The sequence below is a fragment of the Streptomyces yaizuensis genome (genome assembly GCF_034961445.1).
In the GTDB taxonomy this organism is placed as follows: domain Bacteria; phylum Actinomycetota; class Actinomycetes; order Streptomycetales; family Streptomycetaceae; genus Streptomyces; species Streptomyces yaizuensis.
In genome coordinates this window covers 34,016-59,581 of record NZ_BSBI01000020.1, presented here as the reverse complement: position 1 = coordinate 59,581, position 25,566 = coordinate 34,016, and the positions used below count along the sequence as shown (strand labels likewise).

Annotated in this window: 18 protein-coding genes; 8 read left to right on the top strand and 10 right to left on the bottom strand. The window is 72.0% G+C overall.

Annotated features, from left to right (window positions below; all coding sequences use genetic code 11):
• Positions 1-156: 156 nt before the first annotated feature.
• From SYYSPA8_RS34385 to SYYSPA8_RS34365, 5 genes are all read right to left on the bottom strand, one after another.
• Positions 157-1,125, bottom strand: a complete 969-nt coding sequence (locus SYYSPA8_RS34385) for a Gfo/Idh/MocA family protein (protein WP_323451366.1) — start codon at positions 1,123-1,125, stop codon at positions 157-159.
• On the bottom strand, positions 1,125-1,703 hold the full coding sequence (locus tag SYYSPA8_RS34380; RefSeq protein WP_323451365.1) for a dTDP-4-dehydrorhamnose 3,5-epimerase family protein: 579 nt from the start codon (positions 1,701-1,703) through the stop codon (positions 1,125-1,127). Before SYYSPA8_RS34380 ends, SYYSPA8_RS34385 begins: the two co-directional genes overlap by 1 nt.
• A 138-nt stretch (positions 1,704-1,841) precedes the next feature.
• Positions 1,842-2,960, bottom strand: coding sequence for a nucleotide disphospho-sugar-binding domain-containing protein (locus SYYSPA8_RS34375; protein ID WP_323451364.1), 1,119 nt, complete (start codon positions 2,958-2,960; stop codon positions 1,842-1,844).
• Between the two features lie 132 nt (positions 2,961-3,092).
• Positions 3,093-4,310 (bottom strand): class I SAM-dependent methyltransferase, encoded by a 1,218-nt coding sequence (locus tag SYYSPA8_RS34370; RefSeq protein WP_323451363.1) that lies wholly within the window; start codon positions 4,308-4,310, stop codon positions 3,093-3,095.
• 158 nt (positions 4,311-4,468) lie between these two features.
• The gene (locus tag SYYSPA8_RS34365) at positions 4,469-5,053 is read right to left on the bottom strand and encodes an NADPH-dependent FMN reductase (RefSeq protein ID WP_323451362.1); all 585 of its coding nucleotides are present in this window, start codon (positions 5,051-5,053) and stop codon (positions 4,469-4,471) included.
• 159 nt (positions 5,054-5,212) lie between these two features.
• Between SYYSPA8_RS34365 and SYYSPA8_RS34360 the strand changes: the two genes are divergently transcribed.
• The 5 genes from SYYSPA8_RS34360 (at position 5,213) to SYYSPA8_RS34340 (ending at position 13,453) form a co-directional block, all read left to right on the top strand.
• On the top strand, positions 5,213-8,476 hold the full coding sequence (locus SYYSPA8_RS34360; RefSeq protein WP_323451361.1) for an AfsR/SARP family transcriptional regulator: 3,264 nt from the start codon (positions 5,213-5,215) through the stop codon (positions 8,474-8,476).
• Between the two features lie 354 nt (positions 8,477-8,830).
• Positions 8,831-9,886 carry a glucose-1-phosphate thymidylyltransferase gene (locus SYYSPA8_RS34355; protein ID WP_323451360.1) on the top strand — a complete coding sequence of 352 codons (1,056 nt, stop codon included), beginning with the start codon at positions 8,831-8,833 and terminating at the stop codon, positions 9,884-9,886.
• Positions 9,883-10,911 carry a dTDP-glucose 4,6-dehydratase gene (rfbB, locus tag SYYSPA8_RS34350; protein WP_323451359.1) on the top strand — a complete coding sequence of 343 codons (1,029 nt, stop codon included), beginning with the start codon at positions 9,883-9,885 and terminating at the stop codon, positions 10,909-10,911. The genes SYYSPA8_RS34355 and rfbB overlap by 4 nt, the downstream gene beginning before the upstream one ends.
• A gap of 86 nt (positions 10,912-10,997) precedes the next feature.
• Positions 10,998-12,362 carry an NDP-hexose 2,3-dehydratase family protein gene (locus SYYSPA8_RS34345; RefSeq protein ID WP_323451459.1) on the top strand — a complete coding sequence of 455 codons (1,365 nt, stop codon included), beginning with the start codon at positions 10,998-11,000 and terminating at the stop codon, positions 12,360-12,362.
• Positions 12,363-12,478: 116 nt separating this feature from the next.
• Positions 12,479-13,453, top strand: coding sequence for a UbiA family prenyltransferase (locus tag SYYSPA8_RS34340; RefSeq protein WP_323451358.1), 975 nt, complete (start codon positions 12,479-12,481; stop codon positions 13,451-13,453).
• Between the two features lie 166 nt (positions 13,454-13,619).
• On the opposite strand, the gene SYYSPA8_RS34335 is transcribed toward SYYSPA8_RS34340, so the two are convergent.
• The 5 genes from SYYSPA8_RS34335 to SYYSPA8_RS34315 all read right to left on the bottom strand — a co-directional run bounded on the left by SYYSPA8_RS34335 (position 13,620) and on the right by SYYSPA8_RS34315 (position 21,708).
• Complete coding sequence (locus tag SYYSPA8_RS34335) at positions 13,620-15,788, bottom strand: ATP-binding protein (RefSeq protein WP_323451357.1); 2,169 nt, start codon at positions 15,786-15,788, stop codon at positions 13,620-13,622.
• 720 nt (positions 15,789-16,508) lie between these two features.
• The gene (gene ispG, locus SYYSPA8_RS34330; protein ID WP_323451356.1) at positions 16,509-17,690 is read right to left on the bottom strand and encodes a flavodoxin-dependent (E)-4-hydroxy-3-methylbut-2-enyl-diphosphate synthase; all 1,182 of its coding nucleotides are present in this window, start codon (positions 17,688-17,690) and stop codon (positions 16,509-16,511) included.
• Positions 17,687-19,534 carry a 1-deoxy-D-xylulose-5-phosphate synthase gene (locus tag SYYSPA8_RS34325; protein WP_323451355.1) on the bottom strand — a complete coding sequence of 616 codons (1,848 nt, stop codon included), beginning with the start codon at positions 19,532-19,534 and terminating at the stop codon, positions 17,687-17,689. Before SYYSPA8_RS34325 ends, ispG begins: the two co-directional genes overlap by 4 nt.
• A 5-nt stretch (positions 19,535-19,539) precedes the next feature.
• Positions 19,540-20,628 carry a polyprenyl synthetase family protein gene (locus tag SYYSPA8_RS34320; protein WP_323451354.1) on the bottom strand — a complete coding sequence of 363 codons (1,089 nt, stop codon included), beginning with the start codon at positions 20,626-20,628 and terminating at the stop codon, positions 19,540-19,542.
• A 126-nt stretch (positions 20,629-20,754) separates the two neighbouring features.
• A complete protein-coding gene (locus tag SYYSPA8_RS34315) occupies positions 20,755-21,708 on the bottom strand; it encodes a 4-hydroxy-3-methylbut-2-enyl diphosphate reductase (protein WP_323451353.1) in 954 nt (317 codons plus the stop codon).
• A 281-nt stretch (positions 21,709-21,989) separates the two neighbouring features.
• Here SYYSPA8_RS34315 and SYYSPA8_RS34310 point away from each other — a divergent pair, with 281 nt between their 5' ends.
• The 3 genes from SYYSPA8_RS34310 (at position 21,990) to SYYSPA8_RS34300 (ending at position 25,520) form a co-directional block, all read left to right on the top strand.
• Positions 21,990-23,270, top strand: coding sequence for an IS701 family transposase (locus tag SYYSPA8_RS34310; protein ID WP_323451352.1), 1,281 nt, complete (start codon positions 21,990-21,992; stop codon positions 23,268-23,270).
• Between the two features lie 133 nt (positions 23,271-23,403).
• The gene (locus tag SYYSPA8_RS34305) at positions 23,404-24,645 is read left to right on the top strand and encodes a 3-deoxy-7-phosphoheptulonate synthase (protein WP_323451351.1); all 1,242 of its coding nucleotides are present in this window, start codon (positions 23,404-23,406) and stop codon (positions 24,643-24,645) included.
• Between the two features lie 104 nt (positions 24,646-24,749).
• Positions 24,750-25,520, top strand: a complete 771-nt coding sequence (locus tag SYYSPA8_RS34300; RefSeq protein ID WP_323451350.1) for a 2,3-dihydro-2,3-dihydroxybenzoate dehydrogenase — start codon at positions 24,750-24,752, stop codon at positions 25,518-25,520.
• Positions 25,521-25,566 lie beyond the last annotated feature (46 nt).

Below are 25,566 nucleotides of genomic sequence, written 5' to 3'. Positions count from 1 at the left end.
GGAGCGGCGCGCGGCTGAGGCCCGGTACGACACGGCGTACGCGAAAGGGCCGCGACCCGTCCGCAGGCGTACGCGAAAGGGCCCCGAACCATCCGCGGACGTACGCGAAAGGGGCCGCACCCCGTCCGGGGTGCGGCCCCTCTCCCGCGCCGCCCCTCAGACCGCCGCCCGCGCCGCGCGGACGACCGCGTCCAGCAGCCGGGCCTGCGCCAGGCTCTGGGCCGACGGCGCCGAACCCTCCCGGCAGGCGGCGGCGAACGCGGCGACCGTGGCCGCCACCTGGTCCTCCGCCGCCAGCGGGATCTCCCGTACTCCCGCCGGGCCCTCGATCCGGGCCACCGGCACCAGATCGGCCGGCGGGGTGAAGACCCGGTCCAGGGTGAGCCGGCCCGTACTGCCGTGCAGCGTGTACGAGCCGCGATAGGCGTGGTCCAGGCCGAACGACAGCTGCGCGAGCACCCCCTTCGGTGTCCGCAGCAGCACCGCCCCGGAGGTGTCGACCCCGAAACCCGGCCCGTGCTCCAGTACCGCGCCCGCCACCGACAGCTCCGGGCCCAGCAGGTGCAGCGCCGCCCGCAGCGGATAGACCCCCGTGTCGAAAAGGGCCCCGCCGCCCAGGTCGGCGCGGTAGCGGATGTCGTCGTCGGGGCGGCGCGGCACCGTGAACGACGCCTCGAAGGAGCGCAGTTCCCCGACGGCACCCTCGGCCAGCAGCTCACGGACCCGCCGGTGCTGGCCGTGGTGGACGAACATCACGTTCTCCATCAGGGCCCGGCCCTGCCGCTCCGCCAGGGCGAACAGCCGCTCCGTCTCCCCGGCGTCGCCGGTCAGCGGCTTCTCCGCCAGGACGTGCTTGCCCGCCCGCAGCGCCGCCTCCACCCACCGGGAGTGCAGCGCGAGCGGCACCGGCACGTACACCGCGTCCACCGACGGGTCGGCCAGCAGCTCCGCGTACCCGCCGAAGGCGAGCGCCCCGTACGGGCGGGCCGTCTCCCCGGCGCGGGCCGCGTCCCGTCCGGCGACGGCGGTCACCTCGGTGTCGGGGCAGGCCGCGAACGCCGGCAGCATGCGCCGCCGGGCGATGTCGGCGCAGCCCAGCACCCCCATCCGGATCGGTTCGGCCATCAGGATCCGGCTCCTCGCCAGGTCGGCAGGACACCGGCGGCCACCGTCTCGGCGAGCGAGCGGGCCGAGGTGTCCTTGGGGGACATCAGGGGCGGTTCGGTGAATCCCCACGGCAGGTCCAGGGCCGCGTCCAGCGGATCGATGTCGATCTGGGTGCCCGGCGCGTACACCGTGGACATGACGTAGCAGATGCAGGCGTCGTCGGTGAGGGTGAGGAAGCCGTGGCCGACGCCCTCGGGGATGTGCAGGGAGCGGCCGGAGTCCGCGTCCAGGGTGGTGACGTGGTGCTTCCCGAACGCGGGCGAGCCCACCCGCAGATCCACGACGATGTCCCGCAGCGCGCCCCGGACACAGGTCACGTACTTGGCCTGGCCCGGGGGGATCGCCACGGTGTGGATGCCGCGCAGGGTGTTGCGGGCGGACACCGAGTAGCTGATCTGGCGGGGGACGAAGGGTTCACCGAGCACCGCTTCCAGCTTGTCGGCGCGCATCTGCTCGTAGAAGCGGCCCCGTTCGTCCGGCAGCAGCTCCGGGGTGACCACCAGGACCCCGGGGATCGCCGTCTCCTCGATGCGCACCGCCGCTCTCCCTTCTTCTCTTCTGCCCCTGGGCAGGGTGGAGCCGGCCGCGCGGGGACCCGTCCGGTTGGGGGTGGGACGGGTCCCGCACGGCCGGCCGTGGGGGTGGTGACGTACGGGCCGTACGGCCCGCTCACGTCAGCCGCGTTCGGCGACCAGCCGCTCCAGCTCGGCCACGACCGTCGCCGCCGTCGGCATCCGCTCCATCTCGCGGGAGACGCTCTGCGCCCGCTCCCGGTACGACGGGTCCGTCAGCAGCTGCTGCACGGCGGCCGTGATCTCCTCGTGCCCGCCGGACTCGATGAGGATCGCGGCGCCGTACGCGGCCACCGTGCGGGTCGCCCGCGTCGGGTACTCCGGGTTGGCGATCAGCTGCGGGACGCCCGCGTTCAGCGAGGTCATGTCGGTGCCGCCGCCGCCGTGGTGCACGATCAGATCGCAGGTGGGGGCGAGGACGTCCAGCGGCACCCAGCCGATACGGACATCGGGGAGCGCGTCGCGCAGATCGGCGGCCACGTTCTCCGGGGCGCCGACGACGACCTCGACGCCGAGCCCGGCGATGCTCTTGGCCAGGTCCCGCAGGGCGTCCCCGCTGAACAGCCGGGTCCCGGCGGTGATGTAGACACGGGGGCGCTCGCCCTTCGCGTACATCCACGGCTCCAGCGGCTTCTGCGGATTGCCCGGCACCCAGCGGATCGGGCGCGCGGGCAGCGGGTTCTCCGGCTGGAGGGCGGGCGGGCAGACGTCCAGCCACAGATCGGGCTCCGGCAGCCGCTCCAGGCCCAGTTCGGCGAGGACCGGCGCGAGGACGGTCGCCGCCCCCGGGTCGTACATCCGGGTGTCGATCCGGTCCCACTCCAGCCGCACCGACGGAATGTCCAGATGGTGGGCGAGGAGGGGCGCGGTGTAGAACATGCCGCCGCCGACGACGATGTCCGGCCGCCAGTGGTCGGCCAGCTCCAGCAGCGCGTCCAGGCTGTTCACGGCGATCTCCGCGTACACCCGCCCGACGGCCCTGGCCCACTCGTCCGGGTCCTCGGGCATCGTCCCCATGAACGCCTGGACCTCCTCCACGGAGATCGGGGAGATCTTCACCGGGGGCAGGCCCACGCTGGCGATGTTCGGCAGCAGCCACTCGATCCCGCCCATGAGGACCTGATGGCCGGCGTTGCGCACCGCCGTCGCGAGCGGGGCGTGCGAGAAGACCGGATAAGGGCTGTTGCCCGGTACGAAGAGTGCCTTCATCGTCTGGTTCACCGTGCTTTCATGAGGGAATCGGCGGCCCGGAGCCCGGAGAGCGGCGCGGCCCCCGGTCTCCTTCGCCGCGGATTCTGTGCGGGTTCCTGTACGCGGATCGGAGAAAAGCGATCCGGTGGCCGACCGGGCCGGTCAGACGATGTGGACGTCGGGGACGTAGAGAATCCAGCGACCGCCGGCCTCGCGGAACGCCTTTTCCTTCGCCATGATTTCCTCGGCGTGGTTCCAGGCGAAGAGCAGCGCGTAATCCGGATACGGGTCGGCGAACGCCTCGGGCGCGCGCACCGGGATATGCGCGCCGGGGGTCAGCCGGCCCTGCTTGGCCGGGGTGCTGTCGCAGATGAAGGGGACCAGATCCGTGCCGATGCCGCAGTAGTTGATGGCGGTGGCGCTCTTCGCGGTGGCGCCGTAGCCGACGACGGTCCTGCCCTCGGCGCGCAGCTTCTCCAGCAGCTCCACCAGCTCCCTGGAGGTGCGCCGGACACCGTCGGCGAAGCGCCGGTAGGTCTCCGGGCTGGCCAGGCCCTGGCCCGCCTCCAGCTCCAGGAACTCCGCGACCCGGGGCGAGACCGCGCGCCGGCCGGGGCGGCCGATGGTGTAGCGCATCGAGCCGCCGTGCACCGTCAGCGGCTCCGCGTCGATCAGCTCAAAGCCGAAGACGTCCGCCATCCGCCGGACCGAGGTCACCGAGAAGAGATAGAAGTGCTCGTCGTAGATCTGGTCGAACGCCTGCTGGGCCATGATGGAGCCCAGGTAGCGGTCCTCGATCACAAAGATCCCGTCCGGGGCGAGCAGGGCGTCGGCGCCCCGGAAGACGGAGTCGATGTAGGCGATGTGGCTGGTGGTGTTGGCGGAGAAGATGACGTCCGCCGGGCCGTCCCCGGCCGCGATCTCCCGGGCGGAGGACTCCTCGAAGAAGTCGGTCCGCACCCGGACGCCGTCGGCCCGGGCGAAGTCGCCGACCTGGGCGGAGGGGTCGACCCCGAGATGGCGCCCGCCCGCCTTCTGGACCGTCTTCAGCATGGTGCCGTCGTTGGAGCCGATCTCCACCATGAAGGGGTCGGCGCCGGAGAGTTCGGTCTCCAGCAGCCGGCGGGCGAACGCCTCGAAATGGTCGTGCATCACGGAGGAACCGGCGGAGCGGTAGGGATAGTCCTCGTGGAACATCCGCTCCCTGGGCACCTCCTCCAGCAGCTGGACCATCGTGCAATGGGTGCAGATACCGGCCGCGAGCCGGAAGAAGTACTCGCTGCCGGCGGTCTCGGGCGTCACAAAGGAATCCGAGACCGGCTGCCGTCCAAAGTCGAAGAATTCATCGACGGTGCCACCGCAGATCCTGCATTCGGCCACAGTCGTACTCCTTCAGTCGAGTGTTTGTGGACGGGAGCGCATTCCCCGGTCGAGTGTGTTGGCCCGGGCAGCGGCCCTCAACACAGCGGTGGCGCATGTGTCAGGTTCACCGGACCGCCCGGAAAAACAGCGAACGGAACCGGGCGCCCGGCCCGGTGTCAGGCGGGATAGGGCTGCTCGGCGCGGGCCCGGCGCAAGGTCTGCCCCCACCAGGTGAGCTGGTCGAGCATGGCCTTCGCGGCGGCGGAAGCGCCCTCGGCGTCCTTCGGCCGGCCCTCGTCGTCGAACGTCTCCCAGTAGTTGGGGAAGGCGACCGAGTCCCGCACGGTGATCGCGTGCAGCACCGGGAAGACCTCCCGCAGATGGGCGACCGACCGCAGACCGCCGGCGAGGCCCCCGTAGCTGACAAAGCCGATCGGCTTGGCCCTCCACTCCTCGATGTACCAGTCGATCGCGTTCTTCAGCGAGGCCGGGAAGCTGTGGTTGTACTCGGGCGTCACCAGGATGAACGCGTCCGCACGGGCCAGCCAGGGCGCGAGATCCTGCACGGCCTGCGGCATCGGGCCGCTGTGGCTCTCGGGCAGCACATCGGGGAGCCACACCTTCGCCAGGTCGATCACATCGACCTCCAGGTCCTCCCGCTTGGCCGCCTCGGCGGCGATCCACTGCGCCGGCGTCGGGCCGAAACGCCCGTTCCGGACGCTGCCGATGATGACGGCCACCCGCAGACTGCCTTCGGACATGTCAATCCCCTTCACACTGCACGATCACGGCTCCTGTCGACGCCACCCTGCGGAGGGACTCTGTCGGTCCGCTCTCGATCCGCTCTCGGCCTTTGCAGGCTCGGCTCGCACCTCTGTCCAGCCTGTGAGCAGGCCCTGTCCGTGAGTTAGCGTGATCGCATGCGTTTCGGAGTGCTCGGGCCCCTGAGTGTGTGGACAGCTGACGGACGCCCGGTCAGGGTCCCCGAACTCAAAGTGCGGGCGCTGCTCGCCGCCCTGCTGGCGCGCCAGGGCGAACCCGTGTCGGCGGACCGGCTCATCGACGACCTGTGGGGCGACGAACTCCCCGGGAACCCCGCCGGTGTGCTCCAGAACAAGGTCTGGCAGCTGCGCCGCGCCCTGGAGCACGCCCAGCCCGGCGGCCGTGACCTCGTCGCCTCGCTCGCGCCCGGATACCAGCTGCTCGTGGCCGACGACGCCGTCGACGCCGGCCGCTTCGGCGAACTGACCGCACGGGCCCGCGCCGCCGCCGACCCACGGGTCCGGGCCACCCTCCTCGCGGACGCCCTCGCGCTCTGGCGCGGCGGCGCCTTCGCGGACTTCGCCGACGAGGAGTTCGTCCGGGTCGCCACCGCCCGGCTGGAGGAACAGCGCCTCACCGCCCTGGAGGAACAGGCCGAGGCCCGCATCGAGCTGGGCGAACACGCCCTCGTCGCCGACGAGCTGGGCGACCTCGTCGCCCTGCACCCGCTGCGCGAGCGGCTCCGTACCGCCCAGATCCGGGCCCTCTACCTCGCCGGCCGGCAGAGCGCCGCCCTGCGCAGCTACGAGGAGCTGCGCGAACGCCTCGCCGATCAGCTCGGGGTCGACCCGGGGCCCGGGCCGGCCGCGCTGCACCGGGCGATCCTCACCCAGGATCCGGCGCTCGCCGCCGTGCCCTCGCCGGACGCGGCCACCGCCCGCCCGCCGTCCGACGTGCCCAGCCCGCTCACCGATCTGATCGGCCGCGACGAGGCCGTCGACGCCCTGCGGGAGGCGCTCGCCGCGCACCGGCTGGTCACCCTCACCGGGCCCGGCGGCGTCGGAAAGACCCAGCTCGCGTTCGCTCTCGCGCGCCGGCTCGCCGGGGAGTTCCCCGGCGGGGTCCGGCTGGTCGAGTTCGCCGCGCTCGACCCCTCCCCGGGGCCCGGCGCCACCGAGGTACGGGAGCTGGTCGCCACCGTCCTCGGGGTACGGGGCGACCTCGCCGCGCCGCCCGCCACCGGCGCCGGCACCTTCACCGACCGGGTGGTCCACGTCCTCGGCGACCGGCCCGTACTCCTCGTCCTCGACAACTGCGAGCACGTCGCCGGACCCGTCGCCGCGCTCGTACGGGACCTGCTCGGCGCCAAGCCCGGCCTGCGGGTCCTGGCCACCGGACAGACACCGCTCCAGGTCCGGGGCGAGTGGCTGCAGGAGGTGCCGCCGCTGACCGGGAGCAGCGCGGTCGAACTGTTCACCGCGCGAGCCCGCGCCGCCGCCCCGCATCTCGTCCTGGACGAGAGCCACACGGACGCCGTCGCCTCGATCTGCCGCCGGCTCGACGGCATCCCGCTGGCCCTGGAGATGGCCGCCACCCGGGTCCGGGTCCTCGGTGTCACGGAACTCGCCACCCGTCTCGACGATCGCTTCCACCTGCTCGCCTCCGGGGTGCGCGGCGCCCCCGCCCGCCAGCGGACCCTGCGCGCGGTCATCGACTGGAGCTGGGAACTCCTCGGCGACGAGGAACGCACCGTGCTGCGGCGGCTCGCCGTCCACGCCGACGGGTGCACCCTCGCGGCCGCCGAGGAGATCTGCCCCACCGGCACGACCTACCGCGCGGACGTCGTCGACCTGCTGGCCCGGCTGGTCGGGGCGTCCCTCGTGGTCGTCACCGACACCGCCGACGGGCCCCGCTACCGGCTCCTCGAATCGGTGACCGCGTACTGCGTCGAACACCTTCGGGACAACGGCGAACTGGCCGCGCTCCAGCTCCGCCACCGCGACCACTACACCCGCCTCGCCGAGCGCGCGGAACCGCATCTGCGCGGCCACGGACAGCGGCAGTGGCTGCGCCGCCTCGACGCCGAGAGCGCCAACTTCCGTACGGCGCTGGAGAGCGCGGCGCAGGCCCGGGACGCGGAACGGGCGCTGCGGCTGGTGAACGCGCTCGCCTGGTACTGGCATCTGCGCGGCCGCTACAGCGAGGCCCAGCGCTCCCTGGCGCAGGCCCTGTCGCTGACGGCCGCCGTCTCCCCGCAGGCCGTGACCGGGCTGCGGGACCCGCACGGGCCCGCGCGCGCCGCCCGGGTCGCCACCGCCACCGCCTGGCACGGCGGGTTCGGCCTCGCCCTGGGCGGCAGCGCCGACCCGCTGAGCGAGTACCGGGCCGCGCTGGAGCCGTACGAGCGGGTCGCCGACCCGGTGGGGAAGGCCCGCGCCCAGTGGTACCTGGGCTCCAACCTCTACGGCATCGGCGACCCGGCCCCGAGCCGGGAGCTGGTCGCCCGCGCGCTCGCCACCTTCCGTTCGCAGGGCGACCAGTGGGGCACGGCCGCCGCGCTCGCCAGCCAGGCGTTCCAGGCGAAGCTGCGCGGGGACTTCCCGGCCCTGCGCCGGTACGGCGAGCAGAGCCTCGAACTCTTCGCCGACCTCGGGGACGGCTGGGGCCAGTTGCAGGCGATGGTACCGCTCCAGACCCTCGCCGAAGTCGTCGGCGACTATCCGCGCGCGGGCCGGCTGCTGCGCGAGGGGCTGCGGATGGCACAGGACCTGTCGCTCTGGCCCGAGGTGTCCTTCCAGCTCACCGGGGTCGGCAGGATCGCCCTGCTCACCGGGGACCTGGCACGGGCCCGCGAGTACCACGAGCGGGCCCGGCGGCTCGCGGTCGAGCAGTCCGACACCTTCGGCGAGCAGTACGCCGAGATCGGGCTCGGGATGGGGGCCCGCCGCGAGGGCCGGCTCGACACCGCCGAGGCCCATATGGTCCATGTGCTGCGGCTGCACCGGAAGATGGGGTACGAGCCGGGCGTACCGCCGCTGATCCTCGCCGAGCTGGGCTTCGTCGCCGAGGCCCGGGGACAGGCCGCCGAGGCGCTGCGGCTCCACCTCGACGGTCTCGCCGCCGCGCGCACGTGCGGCGACCCGCGCGCCGTCGCCCTGGCGCTGGAGGGGCTGGCCGGGGCGCGGCTCCTCGACGGGCAACCCGCCCTCGCCGCCGGTCTGCTGGGCGCCGCCGCCGGCGCCCGCGCGTCGGTGGGCGTACCGCTCCCGGCGGGGGAGCGGGGCGACGTCGACCGGATCTCCCGGGGCGCGCGCGAGGCGCTGGGGGACGACGGGTACGAGAAGGCGTTCCGGCACGGCGGGGAGGAAGGGCCCGACGCCCCCTGGGAGTCGCGCCCCGCGCCCGCCGCGTCCGGCACGTAGCCTCCTTCCGACCGCGACACGCCCCCGGACCGCCACGGTCCGGGGGCGTACCCGTGCCCGGGTCCTGCGGGCTCTCCGCGCCGTCCTGACCCGCCCGCCGGCCCCGCTTTCCGGGCCCGGCCGGGGAGTCTGTCAGGTCGCCGATGACCTGACAGACTCCCCCGTCTCCCGGCCGTGCCCCCACCGGGCCCCCGCTAGATTCAAAGCGTCCTCCTGGAATTTCCGAAAGGACAGTTCGGCATCCTTGTAAGAGATCCAAACGGAGCCGGGTAGCGAGGTCATCCTTTTCTGTTCGGACGGGTCGCGCATCCCCAGACCTGTGACCGGCTGCAGAATTCACTCTGGAAGGATCCAGTGAAGGCTCTAGTGCTATCCGGTGGAACGGGGACCCGGCTTCGGCCCTTCACCCACTCCACTCCGAAACAGCTCGTCCCGGTGGCCGGAAAGGCCGTTCTGGAACATGTCCTGGACAATATCGTCGCGGCCGGTGTCACCGATATCGGCATCATCGTCGGCGATCAGGCGGAGCGGATCGGGCAGGCCATCGGGGACGGTTCCCGCTTCGGCGCCAGGATCACCTACCTCCGGCAGGACCAGCCGCTCGGCCTCGCGCACTGCGTCACCGTCGCCCGCGACTTCCTCGGTGACGACGACTTCCTCATGTACCTCGGGGACAACATCCTCCCCGAGGGCATCGGCGGGATCGTCCGGGGGTTCGCCGCCGAACGGCCCGACGCCCGGATCGTGGTGCAGAAGGTCGCCGACCCCAGCGCCTTCGGCGTCGCCGAGATCGACGCGCACGGCGTGGTCGGCGCGCTGGTGGAGAAGCCCGTGCGGCCCCGCAGCGACCTCGCCCTGATCGGCCTGTACTTCTTCACCCCGGTGATCCACGAGGCCGTCGCCGCCATCGAACCCAGCGCCCGGGGCGAACTGGAGATCACCGACGCCATCCAGTGGCTGGTCACCCGGGGCCGCACCGTCACCGCCGTCGAATACACGGGGTACTGGCAGGACACCGGGAACGTCGACGCCGTCCTGGACTGCAACCGGCGGCTCCTCGACCGGCTCACCGCCAGCCGGGCCGGCGAGATCGACGCCGACAGCACGGTCACCGGACCGGTGGTGGTCGAGGCGGGCGCCAAGGTGGTGCGCTCCCGGATCGAGGGACCCGCCGTCATCGGCGCCGGCACCCTCGTCGAGGACAGCCGCATCGGCCGGTACACCGCCATCGGCCGGGACTGCGCGGTCCGGGACACCCGGATCGGCGCCTCCATCGTCCAGGACGGCACCACCCTGACCGGCCTGCACGGTCTGAGCGATTCCCTGATCGGCCGGTCGGCGTCGGTCCGCGCCGGCTCCCACCACCGGCTGATCGTCGGTGACGATTCCGAAGTGGAGATCGCACGATGAGGATCCTGGTGACCGGCGGCGCCGGTTTCATCGGCTCGCACTATGTGCGCACCCTGCTCTCCGGCGGTTATCCGCAGACCCCCGACGCCCGGGTGACCGTACTCGACAAACTGACCTACTCCGGGAACCGGGACAATCTCCCGGCCGCCGCCCCGGGCCTGGAATTCATCCACGGCGACATCTGCGACACCGGACTCGTCCGGGACCTCATGCCCGGTCATGACGCCGTCGTGCATTTCGCCGCCGAATCGCATGTGGACCGCTCCATCGACGCCGCCGGAGAATTCTTCCGCACGAATGTCGTCGGCACCGAGGTCCTGCTCGACGCCGCCGTCCGCGCGGGCGTCGAGCGCTTTGTGCACGTCTCCACGGACGAGGTGTACGGATCCATAGCCACCGGCTCGTGGACCGAGGACTGGCCGCTCGCGCCGAACTCCCCGTACGCCGCCTCCAAGGCCGGCTCCGATCTCGTGGCCCGCTCCTACTGGCGCACCCACGGCCTGGACGTCTCCATCAGCCGCTGCTCCAACAACTACGGCCCCCACCAGCACACCGAGAAGCTGATCCCGCTCTTCGTCACCCATCTGCTGGAGGGCCGGAAGGTCCCCCTCTACGGCGACGGGCACAACGTCCGCGAGTGGATCCACGTGGACGACCACTGCCGGGCCGTGCACCTGATCCTCACCCGGGGCCGGGGCGGCGAGATCTACAACGTCGGCGGCGGCACCGAACTCCCCAACACCGACATCGCCCACCGCGTCCTGGACCTGCTCGGCGCGGACCCGTCCGCGATCCAGCGGGTGGCCGACCGGCCCGGCCACGACGACCGCTACTCCCTCGACGGGTCCAAGCTCCGCGACGAGACCGGCTTCGTGCCCGAGATCCCCTTCGCGACGGGCCTGCGGGAGACCGTCGACTGGTACCGGAACAACCCCGCCTGGTGGAAGGCGGTCAAGCGGGCCGCCGAACGCGGCGGCGGCGCCCCGGCCCACGCCTCCGTCCTCCTCGAAGGGAGCACACCGTGACCCCGGCCCCCGCGCCCGCCGGCACCACCGCCCCCGCCACGAGCACCGCCCCCGCCACGGACACTGCGCACGGCACCGCCGTCCCGCTGCGGCCGCGCAACGACCCCTCCGCCGCCCGGCGGTTCGCGCTCTCCGCCCGGACCACCAAGGGCGCGGGCCCGCGCACCGAGGATGTCCCCGACTGGCTCGACGCACGGGCCGAGGCCCACCATTTCCGGGTCGAGCCCATCCCCTTCGACCGGCTCGACGGCTGGTCCTTCGAGGACGGCACCGGGAACCTCGTCCACCGCAGCGGCCGCTTCTTCACCATCGAAGGGCTGCACGTCACCCGGGACGAGGGCCCCTTCCGCGAGTGGCGCCAGCCCGTCATCGACCAGCCCGAGGTCGGCATCCTCGGCATCCTCGTCAAGGAGTTCGACGGCGTACTCCACTGTCTGATGCAGGCGAAGATGGAGCCCGGCAACCCCAACCTGCTCCAGCTCTCGCCCACCGTGCAGGCCACCCGCAGCAACTACACCAAGGTCCACGGCGGCGCGGCCGTCCGCTACCTGGAGCACTTCACCGACGCCCGGCCCGGACAGGTCGTCGCCGACGTGCTCCAGTCCGAGCACGGCGCCTGGTTCCTGCGCAAATCCAACCGCAACATGATCGTCGAGACGACCGAGGACGTCCCCCTCGGCGACGACTTCTGCTGGCTCACCCTCGGCCAGCTCGGCGAGCTGCTGCGCCACGACAACGTCGTCAACATGGACGCGCGGACCGTCCTGGCCTGCGCGCCGATCGAACGCGACGAAGACAGCGCCCTCCACTCCGACACCGAGCTGCGCTCCTGGATCACCGCCGAACGCTCCCGCCACGACGTGCGCGTCCGGCGGATCCCGCTCGCCGACACCGACGGCTGGGAGCGCGGCCCCCACTCCATCGACCGCCCCGACGGCCGGTACTTCCGCGTCATGGCGGTCTCCGTCCAGGCCGCCAGCCGCGAGGTCACCAGCTGGACCCAGCCGCTCGTCCAGCCGCTGGGCCTGGGCGTCACCGCGCTGCTGACCCGGCGCTTCTCCGGCGTACCGCACGTCCTGGTGCACGCCCGCGTCGAAGGCGGCTTCCTCGACACGATCGAGCTGGCGCCGACCGTCCAGTGCACCCCGGAGAACTACACCTCCCTGACCGGCGCCGACCGGCCGCCCTTCCTCGACCTGGTCCTCGGCGCGGACCCCGGGCAGGTGCGGTACGAAGCGGTCCACTCCGAGGAGGGCGGCCGCTTCTACCATGCGGAGAGCCGCTACCTGATCATGGACGTGGACGAGGAGCAGGCTCCGGCGGACCCCCCGCCCGGCTACCGCTGGGTCACCCCCGGTCAGCTCTCCTCGCTGGTGCGGCACGGACATTACGTCAATGTGCAGGCGCGCTCCCTGCTCGCCTGCCTGAACACCCTGGCGGCGCCCTGCTGACGGGACCCACGCAACTCACGGGACTCACGGGACCCACGGGATCCACGGCGATGTGCGGCGATGTGCGGCGAAACCCCGTGACGGCGGGACGGCTTCGACGAAGGTGAGGACGAACCATGACAGCGAGCAGTGAGGTGCGGCCGAGGCCGGCCACCGGCGGCGGTGCGCTGCGGCGCTTCGGCGTCTACGCGCGGCTGGTGAAGTTCCAGTTCGTACTGGACTTCTTCCTCGCGCTGGTCATCGTGTGGACGGGGATGGAACCGGAGGACCGCTTCGACGGCGCCGTCCTGTTCACCGTGCTGCTCTTCGCGCTGGGCAAGGTCGGTGTGCTGTCGGCGGTGATGACGCTGGACGACGTCACCGGCGTCAAGGACGGCAGCGACACCGCCAACTACCTGGACGACGGCAACACCGAACTGCGCCCGCTGAAGCGCAAGCCCCTGCTCACCGGCGATCTGACGGTGGAGAAGGCCCAGCGCTTCGGCTACGCCAGCCTCGCCTGGGGCGCGCTGTGGTGGCTGATCGCCACGCTCCAGGCGCCGCACACCCCCACCTGGGCGCTGATCGTCACGGCGGCGCTGCTCGTCCTCAGCGTCCAGTACTCCTGGGGCCTCAAGCTCAGCTACATCGGCCTGGGCGAGGCGCTGCTGCTCTTCTCCGCCTCGGCGTTCGTGCTCGCGCCCTACGGCATCACGATGGGCGAGCTGCCCGCGCTGATCCTGGTGGAGGCGCTGCTCTTCGGCTTCGGGCAGCTGATGATCGCCGGATACTCCAACACCAAGGACATCAGCGGGGACGCGGCCGTGGGGCGCCGCACGGTCGCGGTGCTCACCTCCGCGCGGGGCAACAAGGTCTTCCTGGGCACGCTGACCGCGCTCAACCTCGGGGTGATCCTGCTGCCGGCGGCCCTGGGGTGGATCCCGGGGTGGTTCGTCGTCGCGACCCTGCCGCTGATGGCGGTACGGCTGTGGCAGTACGGGGCGTTCCTCGGCAATGATCACGCGCTGCTCGCGCGCAGCCGGGGTGTGGTGGCCTTCCGGGTCACCGTGGTGTGCGTGGTCGTCTTCAACGTGCTGCACTTCGGGATCTGACCCGGGGACCCGGGGGCCAACCCTCGCGTTTCTCGCGTTCCTGCGTTCCTGCTGCGTTCCCGCGTTTTCGCGGCTCATGGCGTCCGGCTCGTCCCGGACGCGGGAGGCCGGCCCGTATCTCACGGGCCGGCCTCCTTCCGTGCCTTCGCCGGACACACGGCGTGCCCTACTCGGCCACCGCCACTGCCTCCGCGCGGTTCGCGACCCAGCTGGCCACCTGCACCCGGGAGGAGCACGACAGCTTCCGCATGATCTTGCGCAGATGGTTGACCGCCGTCCATTCGGCGATGCCGAGCCGGCGGGCGATCTCCCGGTTGGTCAGGCCCGCGGCCACCAGTTCGGCGACCTCCTGCTCGCGCTGGGTGAGCGGGTTGTCGCGGTCGATCCCGTCGCGGGCGGTACGGGCGATGTCCAGCGGGGTGAGCGCGGCGGCGATCGCCACGTCCGGCTCCATCCGGGCCCCGGCCGCCGCCAGCTCCAGGGCCTCCTGGTCGCCGAGGCGGACCCGGGTGGTGGCGACGACGCTGTCGACCTCCATCTTGGTGGTGGCCGGGGCCACGCAGCCGGCGGCGGCGCGGATCCGGGCCGCCGCGCCGAAGGACCGGGCGGCCCGCCGCCAGCTCTCGGTGGCCCGGCCCCGGCTGCGGGTCAGCAGGATGGCGAACTTCTCCAGGCCGATCGCGGTGGCGGCCGTGTGCTTCAGCGCGGCCACCCGGAGCAGGGCCGACTGGTACAGCTCGGCGGCGGTCTCCTGCTCGCCCAGGGCGAAGGCGATATCGGCCCGGACGTAGTCGGTCAGCGCGATGTTCCGTACGTCCCCGGCGCGTTCGAAGAGCCGCAGGGACTCCTCCGCGAGGGACCGGGCGGAGAGCGGGTCGCCCGCGACCCGCCGGCAGTCGGCGAGGTTGCGCAGGGCCTCGGCGTGCTCGCCGGCGTCGTCGACCCGGTCGAGCGAGACGCACTCGTCGAAGCGGCGCTCGGCCTCCACCAGGTCCCCCCGGTAGTAGGCGATGAGCCCCGCGCGGCGCAGACAGCCGGCGATCCCGGAGCCGTCCTCCAGGTGTTCGTAGAGGGCGCGGGCGCGGGCGAGCCGTTCCCCGGCGGCGGACAGTTCGCCCCCGCAGAGCAGCAGCTCGGCGAGGGCCCGCTCGCCCTTGGCGGCGACCTCCGGCGGCAGGCCGGCGTTCTCGTGGCCGCTGAGCCAGGCGATGCCGTCGTATACCGTGCCGCGCGCCTGCCAGTACAGGCGCAGCGCCGAAGCGATCCGGACAATGCGCTCGCGGTCCCCCGCCGCCGCGAGATGGGCGAGTGCCGCGGTTATGTCCGGCAGCCAGTGGTCGATCTGCTGCAACCAGCGGCCCTGGGACGAGCCGCGCAGGCCGTTCTCCGACTCCTCCGCCAGCTTCAGGCAGTAGGTGGCGTGTTCACGCTCCACGGCGGTCAGTGTCCCGTCCGCCCGCATGCGTTCCACGAGGTGCTGGCGGGTGAGGCCGAGCATCGTGATCAGCACATCGCCGTCGGGGCATTCCCGGGTCCGCAACAGGCTTTTGTCGACGAGGATTTCGAGCAGCCGGTGCGTTTCGCCCGGGGGCGTCGCCGAGACGCCCTGTGCGGCGGAGAATTCGAACTCGTTGTGGAACAGGGCCAGGCGGTCGAGAAAGGAGCGCTCGCCGGGGGTCAGGCCCAGGAGTCCGTGGTCGAGCGCGGCCGGCATGCCGCTGTGCTGCGTGAGGGTGTCGAACTCCGCGCCGGAGAGGCTGTCCAGCCCTTCGTCCAGCTCGGTCAGCAGCCGCTGCGGCGAGAGCAGTTTCATCCGGGCGGCGGCGAACTCGACGGCCATGGGCAGTCCGTCGGTGCGTACGCAGAGCCGGGCCACCGCGTCGAGGTTGTCGTCGGTGAGCACGAACCGGGGGCGGACCATCCGGGTGCGCTGCACGAACAGCCGTACCGACGGAATGCGCTGGAGCGTCGCGATGGTGTAGGTGTCGTCCGCGCGGGGCACCGCGAGCGGGTCCAGGCGGAGCAGTACCTCCCCGTACACACCCAGCCGGTCCGGTCCGGTGACCAGGACGGTCAGTCCCGGGCACTCCTTGACCAGGTGGGAGATGAGCGGGGTGAGATGGGCCCGTCGGTGGTGGCAGCCGTCGAGGGCGAGCAGGAAGTGGCGGGTCCGCAGATGGCCGGTCAGCCGTTCGCGGGCCTCCCGGGGGTCCAGGCTGACGCCGAGACCCAGCACGGCGAGCAGTGTTTCCGTCACGTCGCCCCGGTCGCACCACTCGTCGATGTCGAGGTGGCGTCCGCCGTGGGTGAATTCTCCGATAGCATCGTCAAACACGGCTGCGGCGAGTCGGCTCTTTCCGACTCCGACCGGTCCCGTGACGGTCAGGATGCGAATGTCGGGGCTGGTCACCCGATGGCGGAGTTCAGCGAATTCCGCCTCTCGGCCGACCAGTCCGGAAGTATACCTGGATACGGCATTTATCGGCACGATGTCCAGATTTCTATCCGCAATGCCCTGGCGCGTTGCTTGCATGAGTGATGTCCTTCCGATGCCTGTCAATAAACGCGCTGTGTCGGTTGTCTCATGAAAGCGATCATCAGGTCATTCGCGCACGCGGCGACATCTCACCCTGGCGTACCCCCTTGTCATGCTGAGCCCCCTCTCGACATGGCGCAATCACGTTACCCCGCCACGGAGAGCTGCGCATCCGTCACCATCGGAGGTTCTGTCACCCCCGTTCGTGGTGGATGGTGGCTGAAAGTAGGCCGCGTCAGGAGCCGCTAATACGCGTGTCAATACGGGCAAAGGAGTCGTAAATTCTGGTACGGTCCGGGCGGCGGCCGCTGGCTGAATCTCGACGGACGTACAGGTCGAGGAGTGAGTACATGTATCTTACACGTATCACTCTGGGATGTCAGTGATGCGCGCAATAAGAGGAATGTGTAGTTCCCTTGGAGGGTGCCGCGGGCGGCGGCGTGCCCATACACCACAACGGCCCGCCAGCAGAACTGGCGGGCCGTGAAGATCGGACCATGGTCTTCACACGGTGGACACTCAATCCGATGCGGCCATGGCGACCACGGTGGCGCCGGTCTCCCCCTCCACGTCCAGACCGCGTTCCTCGGCGATGCGCATGGCCTCGTCCACCAGGGTCTCCACGATCTGCGACTCGGGCACGGTCTTGATGACTTCGCCCTTGACGAAGATCTGCCCCTTGCCATTGCCGGAGGCCACCCCGAGATCGGCCTCACGGGCCTCACCCGGACCGTTCACCACACAGCCCATGACCGCGACCCGCAGCGCCGCCGGGAACCCCTCCAGGGCCGCGGCGACCTTCTCGGCCAGGGTGTGCACATCGACCTGGGCGCGGCCGCAGGACGGGCAGGAGACGATGTCGAGCCCGCGCTCCCGGAGGTTGAGCGACTCCAGGATCTGGTTGCCGACCTTGACCTCCTCCACCGGCGGGGCCGACAGCGACACCCGCAGGGTGTCCCCGATGCCCTCGGCGAGCAGCGCGCCGAAGGCGACCGCCGACTTGATGGTGCCCTGGAAGGCCGGCCCCGCCTCGGTGACCCCCAGGTGCAGGGGGTAGTCGCACTGGGCGGCGAGCTGCCGGTACGCCTCGATCATCACCACCGGGTCGTTGTGCTTGACCGAGATCTTGATGTCCCGGAAGCCGTGCTCCTCGAAGAGCGAGCACTCCCAGAGCGCGGACTCGACCAGCGCCTCGGGGGTCACCCGGCCGTACTTCTTCAGCAGCCGGGCGTCCAGCGAACCGGCGTTGACGCCGATCCGGATCGGGATGCCCGCGTCCCCGGCCGCCTTGGCGATCTCCCCCACCCGGTCGTCGAACTTCTTGATGTTGCCCGGGTTGACCCGGACCGCCGCACAGCCGGCGTCGATCGCCGCGAAGACGTACTTGGGCTGGAAGTGGATGTCCGCGATCACCGGGATGTGCGACTTGCGGGCGATGATCGGCAGCGCGTCCGCGTCGTCCTGCGAGGGCACCGCCACCCGCACGATCTGACAGCCGGACGCCGTCAGCTCGGCGATCTGCTGGAGCGTGGCGTTGATGTCGGAGGTGAGCGTCGTCGTCATCGACTGCACCGAGACGGGGGCGTCCCCGCCGACCGCGACGGAGCCCACCATGATCTTGCGGGACACCCGGCGGGTCGCGAGCGGCGGCAGCGCCGCCTCCGGGCGCAGTGTCGGAATTCCCAGGCCAATGGCGCTCATCGTGTCTCTCCCCGGCTTCCCTGATCCATCAGACGGGCCATCTCCTCGTCCAGGCTGCCCAGCCGCACGGGGGCGGCCGGCTCCTGGTTGCCGCTCAGCTCCTCCACCACCGTGCGGGAGATGTTCTGCGCGGTCAGCCCGCAGCCGGACAGCACATCGGCCCGGCTGCCGTGGTCGAGGAAGCGGCGCGGAATACCGAACTCGCGCAGCGGTGTGCGCACCCCCGCGTCGCGCAGATGCTGGGCGACGGTCGAACCCACCCCGGCGGTACGGCTGTTGTCCTCGACGGTGATGACCAGCCGGTGGCGGCGGGCCATGTCCCCGATCGCCGGGTTGACCGGCGTCACCCAGCGCGGGTCCACCACGGTCGCGCCCAGGCCCTGCGCCCAGACCAGCTCCGCGACCCGCAGCGCCATCCCGGCCAGCGCGCCCACCGACACGATCAGCACGTCCAGCGGTCCGGCGCGGTGCAGCACGTCGAGCCCGGAGAAGACACCCTTCGTCGGGATGTCCTCGCCCGTCGGGCCCTTCGGGAAGCGGACCAGGGTCGGCCCCTCCTCCCAGCCCACGGCCTCCTCCAGCAGCTCCGCGAGCCGGGTGCCGTCCCGGGGCGCCGCGATCCGCAGCCCCGGCACCACCTGGAGCACCGACATGTCCCACATGCCGTTGTGGCTGGGGCCGTCGTCACCGGTGACACCGGAGCGGTCCAGGACGAAGGTGACGGCCCGGCGGTGCAGCGCCACATCCATCAGCACCTGGTCGAAGGCGCGGTTCACGAACGTCGCGTAGATCGCGACCACCGGGTGCACCCCGCCCAGGGAGAGACCGGCGGCCATCGTCACCGCGTGCTGCTCGGCGATGCCCACGTCGATGACCCGCTCCGGGAAGAGCTTCTGCATCGGCAGCAGGCCCGTCGGCTCCAGCATCGCCGCCGTGATGGCGACGACCTCGGGGCGCTCCTGGGCGATCCGGGCGATCTCCCGGCCGAAGACCGAGGTGAACGAGGGACCGGTGGAGGTGCCCAGCGGCTCGCCGGTCACCGGGTCCATCGGCCGGATGGCGTGCCCGCGGTCCAGCTCGTTGTTCTCGGTGTGGACGCAGCCCCGGCCCTTCTCGGTGACCACGTGGACCACGACCGGGCGGCGCAGCGCCCGCGCCTCGCGCAGCGTGTGCTGGAGCGTGGTGATGTCGTGCCCGTCGACGGGGCCGAGATAGGAGAGCCCCAGCTGCTCGAAGAGCGCGGGCCCCGGCCGCCCCTCGCGCAGCCCGCCGAGATGGTCGGCGAACCCGCCCTGGGTCGGCGCGTACGAGCGGCCGTTGTCGTTGAGGACGATGATCAGCGGCCGGTCCGGGCCGCCCGAGATGTTGTTCAGCGCCTCCCAGGCCATGCCGCCGGTCATCGCCCCGTCACCGATGACCGCGACGGTCGAACGGTCCCGGCGGCCCTGGTGGGCGTCCGCGCGGGCCAGCCCGTCCGCGTACGACAGGGCCGTCGAGGCGTGCGAGTTCTCCACCAGGTCGTGCTCGGACTCGGCGGCACTCGGATAGCCGGACAGGCCGCCGCCCTTGCGCAGCCGGTCGAACCCCCCGGCCCGGCCGGTCAGGATCTTGTGGACGTAGGACTGGTGCCCGGTGTCCCACAACAGCCGGTCCCGGGGCGAGTCGAACACGCTGTGCAGCGCGATCGTCAGCTCCACCACGCCCAGATTGGGGCCGAGATGGCCGCCCGAACCCGCCACGCGGTCGATCAGGAACTCCCTGATCTCGGCCGCGAGGACGTCCAGTTGGGCGGCGGTCAGTTCGCGCAGCCCGGCAGGGCTGTGCACGGTCTCCAGCAGCGACATTTCCCTCACCGGTTGCGGTAGGCGACTTCGTAGGCCATCTCGGTCAGTTCGGTACGCCAGGCGATGTCCAGCTCCGCCCGGTCGATCGCTCCGCAGGCCCGTTCCACCAGGCCCGCGATGCGCCGTTCGATCAGCTCCCGGCTCTCCCCGAGCCGCTCCAGGATCCGGGCCGTGTCCCACTCGCGCGCGGAGATCAGCTCCCGGACCACCCCGTCGCGCTGCGCCGCCTCGGCGAGCAGCAGCGTCATCTTGTGCTGCTCCAGGTCGAGCCCGACCGGCTTGCCCGCGGCCCCGCTGTCCCCGAAGACCCCGATGAGGTCGTCCCGGAGCTGGAACGCCTCGCCCAGGGTCTCCCCGTACTCCTCGAACGCCGGGGCCAGGTCGCCGCGGCCGGCCAGCGCCGCCCCCAGCACCAGCGGGCGGTGGATGCTGTACCGGCCGGACTTGCAGATCGCGACCCAGCGCAGCAGATCCGGCTCGACCACGCCCTCCGCGGCCACCGCCATGTCGAGGAACTGGCCGATCTGGATCTCGGTCAGCATCTCGCCCCAGATGTCCCGGGCCGCCGGGGGCAGATCCCGGGTGAGCCGGTCGGCGTAGACGGTGGCGAGGACACCGGAGATGATCGCGACCCCCTCGCCGTAGCGGCGGGGCTCGCCCAGCCAGCCCCGCTCCTCATGGCCGCGCGCCTGCTCGACATGGACCGTCGGCGTACCGCGCCGCAGCTCGGAGGCGTCCAGGACGTCGTCGTGGATCAGGGCCCCGGTGTGGACCAGCTCCACCCCGGCTGCGCTGTCCACGACCCGGCCGTCCGCCGGGTCGCCGCCCGCGGACAGGAAGCCCGCGACGCAGAACGCGGGCCGCAGCCGCTTGCCGCCGGCGGCGACCAGCGAGGTGACCGCGTCCACCGGTACGGCGCCGCGGCCGTCCACCGCCGCCCAGCGCCGGCGCTCGGCGCCGAGGAAGGCGTCGAGCCGCTCGTCCACCCGGCGCATGATGTCGATCCGGGCCCGCCGGGCCGCGGAGACGCCGGCGTCGCCGAGGACCCCGGCGGCGCGACCCCGCGCAACAGTCCCAACCGTGGGACCAGCCATCTCGCCCCTCCCTTTCTTCCGTGCCGTAGTCGGCCGTCGTCGGCCGTAGTCGGTGGTGGTGCGTTGTACGCCGGTGGATCCCGCGGATCCCGCCGGACGCCGGTGACCGCCGTCAGCCGTCGGCCGTCAGCCGGCGGCAGCGGCCGGATCGGCCAGCCGGGCCGGCGGATGGAACACGATGTCCTCCTGCGCGACCTGCTCCAGCACGACATCCTCGTAACCGAACTCCGCGAGTTTCGCCAGGACTTCCTCGACCAGGATCTCCGGAGCACTCGCCCCCGCGCTCACACCGACCGTCGTCACGCCTTCGAGCCAGCTCTCGTCGAATTCCGTGACATCGGGTACGAGATGAGCGGCCGTGCCCATCCTGGCGGCGACCTCCACCATCCGGACCGAATTGCTGGAATTCCGGGAGCCGACCACCAGGACGAGATCGCTCTGCGGAGTGATGGCCTTGATGGCGTCCTGCCGGTTCTGGCTCGCATAGCAGATGTCATCGGTACCGGGCCCGCTCAGATCGTCGAAACGCCCGCGCAGCACCTCGATGATGTCCTTGGTCTCGTCCACCGACAGCGTGGTCTGCGTCAGGAACGCCGTCGGGGTGTCGGCCGGCAGCTCCAGGCGCTCGGCGTCCTCGACCGTCTCCACGATGATCGTCCGGTCGGGCGCGTGCCCGAAGGTGCCCTCGACCTCCTCGTGCCCCTCGTGCCCGATCAGCAGCAGCGTCCGGTCCTCCCGGGCGAACCGCTTGGCCTGCTGGTGCACCTTCGAGACCAGCGGACACGTCGCGTCGATCACATCGAGCTCGCGCACCTGCGCGTTCCGCCGCACCTGCGGCGAGACACCGTGCGCCGAGAAGACGCACACCGCACCCTGCGGAACCTCGTCCTCCGACTCCACGAATATCGCGCCACGCTGCTGGAGCAGCCGCACCACATAGTGGTTGTGGACGATCTCCTTGCGCACATAAACAGGTGCGCCGTAACGCTCAAGCGCCAACTCAATAATGGAAATGGCCCGGCGTACTCCTGCGCAGAAACTACGCGGCTCCGCGAGGAGCACTTTCTTATTGAGCCCCACTCTTCGCTCCGCTTCCACTGCATCGATATCGATACCGTCCAGGGCCGGCACCCCGGTCGGCCAACCCTTGATCACTGGTATACCGACTCTGGCCGCCGGGCCACCCATCGGTCAACCGCAGAATTAGGCACGGGCATGAAGTAGTCATGCGCACAGACAGTCCCAACCGCTGAACCTTGTCATGCCATTGTTATTCAACTGGGCAACCGTCAATTCCTAATGTGGAGCGCGAGCCGAAGACCGCGGCGCACACCGCACCGCACCTGCCCAGAGGGAGTCGCATGAGCACCGTCAGCCCCCGACCGGCCGCTGACCTGCCGACCCTGTGGAGTCCGCCGCCGGCCGCCGACGAGCCGGAGCCGTACCCCCTGTCCGCCGACCCCGAGGCGGTGCTCGGCGACCTGTGCGTCCCCCTGTTCCGCTCGCTGCGCCGCAGCGACCAGCGCCGCAGGGGCATGGAGTACATCCACGGCCTGCTCTCCACCCAGGGCCGCAAGTCCATCCGGAACATGGCCGCGCTCATCGGCGGCAGCGGCACCGGACAGTCCCTCCACCACTTCATCTGCAGCTCCACCTGGGACTGGACACCGGTCCGCCGCGCCATGGCCCAGTACACGGTCCGCGCCGCCCCGCCCCAGGCCTGGGTCGCCCGCCCCATGACCATCCCCAAGGTCGGACAGCACTCCGTCGGCGTCAGCCGCTACTTCTCCCCCGACGAGGGCCAGGCCCTCAACGCCCAGCGGGCCATCGGCGTCTGGGCCGCCTCCGACCGCACGGCGGTGCCGCTGAACTGGCGCCTCCACCTCCCCCAGATATGGATCAAGGACGGGCTGCGCCGGAACCAGGCGTCGATCCCGTGCGAGATCGAACCCGAGACCCTCAGCGACTGCGCCCTCGCCGCCTGCCGGGAGATGCTCGGCGGCGACTGGGGCCTTCCCACCCGTCCCGTCGTCATCGACATCGGCGAGGCCGACCCCCTCGCCACCGTCGGCGCCCTGCACACCGCCGGCATCCCCTCCCTGATCAGGGTCTCCGGCGAACTCCGGCTCGGCGTCAGCGATCGCGCCCTCACCGGCCACGGAGCCCAGCTGCTCCCCGCCGGCGAGATCATGCGCGCGGCCCGCAACATGCGCAGGCCCGTGGTCTGGCGGCAGGACCACCCCCACCCCAGGCTGCGCACCAGCCTGATCACGACCGTCCGCGTGACGGCCCCCGGCCCGCACCCGCTCCCGTCGGCGCAGGGCAGGCCCGGCACCGAACGCGACGGCTCCCTGCTGCTCGTCGGCGTCGGCGCGGCCGACCAGCGGTGGCCCGCCGAACTGTGGCTGACCGACCTGCCCGCCTCCCAGGCCACCGCCGTACCCCAGCTCAGCAGCCTCACCCAGCGCGTCGACCGGGCCTTCGACGAGATCACCGACCAGGTCGGCATCCGCGACTACGTCGGCCGCTCCTACAGCGGCTGGCACCGCCATGTCACGCTCGCCTCGGCCGCCCACACCGTCGCCGCGCTCAGCGCGTCCGCCGCCGCCCGCCGGACCGTCCCGGCGGCCAGGGCCTCCTGACCCCGCCGCCGTCGCACCCCCGGCACCGGCCGCCGCACCCGCCGGCCGTACGCGCCCCACGGCTCCACCCGCTCACCCCGGCCCCGCCCCGCTCATCTCGCCTGCCCGCTCAACCCCGGACGTGGAGGAGTCAGTGGACAACGCCCTGCTGGACATCCGGTCTCGTACCGCACAGCAGCAGCCCGACTGGGACCACGACCCGCGCCTCGCGGCGGTCCGCGCCGAACTCGCGCGCCGCCCCGCCCTGGTGCGCCGGCGGGACGTGCTCCGGCTGCGCACCGCGCTGGCCCGGGTGGCCCGGGGGGAGGCGCACGTCGTCCTCGCCGGCGACTGCTCCGAGGACCCCGCCGAGTGCACCGCCGGCGACGTGGCCCGCAAGGCCGGACTGCTGCACGTGCTCGCCGGCACCCTGATGATGACCACCCACACCCCGGTCCTCCGCGTCGGGCGCATCGCCGGCCAGTTCACCAAGCCCCGCTCCCGCCCCACCGAACACGTCGGCGGCGTGGAACTCCCCGTCTACCGGGGCCACATGGTCAACGGACCCGAACCCGACGCCGCCGTCCGCGCCCCCGACCCCACCCGGATCCTCACCGGCTACCGGGCCGCCGCCGCCGCGATGGACCGGCTCGGCTGGGGCGGCACCGACCCGGCCGGACCCGACACCCCGGTATGGACCAGCCACGAGGCGCTGCTCCTCGACTACGAGATCCCCCTGCTCCGCCGCACGGAGAACAGCGGCAGCAGCGGTGACGACGGCGACGGCGGCGACAACGAGGGCGGCGGCGACGAGGGCGGCGGCGACGGCGGTGGCCTGCTGCTCGGCTCCACCCACTGGCCCTGGATCGGCGAACGCACCCGCGACATCGACGGCGCCCACGTGGCCCTGCTCGCCACCGTGGTCAACCCGGTCGCCTGCAAGGTCGGCCCCACCATCACCCCGGACGAACTCGTCGCCCTCTGCGCCCGGCTCGACCCGCACCGCGAGCCGGGCCGGCTCACCCTCGTCGCCCGCATGGGCGAGGGCACCGTCGCCCGCGTCCTGCCCCCGCTGGTCGCCGCCGTCCGCGCCGCCGGACACCCCGTGATCTGGCTGACCGACCCCCTCCACGGCAACACCGTCGCCACCGCCACCGGCCTCAAGACCCGGTACGTGGACACCGTCGTCGCCGAGATCCAGCAGTTCCAGACCGCCGTACGGCAGGCCGGCGGAGTCGCCGGCGGACTCCATCTGGAGACCACGCCCGACGAGGTCACCGAATGCGTGACCAACGCGTCCCACGCCGACCACGTGGCCGAGAAATACACCAGCTTCTGCGATCCGAGGCTCAACCCCGCACAGGCCACGGCCGTCGTGGCGGCCTGGCTGGGCTGACCCGCGGCCGCCCCCGCGGCCACCCCCGGGAGCCCACCGCCCCCGGGGGCCGCCGCGATCCGTCCATGTCCGATGTCCGATGACGAGGTGAGGGAGATCGACCGATGAAGGGAAAGACAGCCCTGGTGACCGGGGCCGCCGGCGGGATCGGAGCCTCGGTGGCCCGCGCCCTGGGCGAACAGGGCGTACGGGTCGCCGCCGTCGACCGCGACGCCGACCGGCTGCGCGAGACGGCCCGCGAGCTGACCGCCGACGGCCACGACATCCTTCCCTTCCCCGCCGACGTCACCTCCGCCGCCGAGGTCGACACGCTCGTCGACACCGTGGAACGGGAACTCGGCCCGCTGGACCACCTCGTCAACGCGGCCGGCGTGCTGCGCCTGGGCCGGGTCGACGCCCTCACCGACGAGGACTGGACCGCCACCTTCGGCGTCAACACCCTCGGCGTCTTCCTGATGTCCCGCGCCGTCGCCACCCGGATGACCGGCCGCAACCGGGGCGCCATCGTCACCGTCGCCTCGAACGCCGCGACCACCCCCCGCGTGGAGATGGCGGCCTACTCCGCCTCCAAGGCGGCCGCCGCCATGTTCACCAAGTGCCTGGGCCTCGAAGTCGCCCGCCACGGCATCCGCTGCAACGTCGTGGCCCCCGGCTCCACCGACACCCCCATGCTCCGGGCCATGTGGCACGACGAGACCGGCCCCGAGAAGACCGTCAGGGGCTCCCTCGACGCCTACCGGCTGGGCATCCCGCTGGAGAAGGTCGCCCGGCCCGCCGACGTGGCCGACGCCGTCGTCTTCCTCCTCTCCGACCAGGCCGCGCAGATCACCCTGCACACGCTGACGGTCGACGGCGGCGCCACCCTCGGGACATGACCCGGACGCTCCCCCGACCCCCCGGCAACACAGCGGGCCGCGCGTA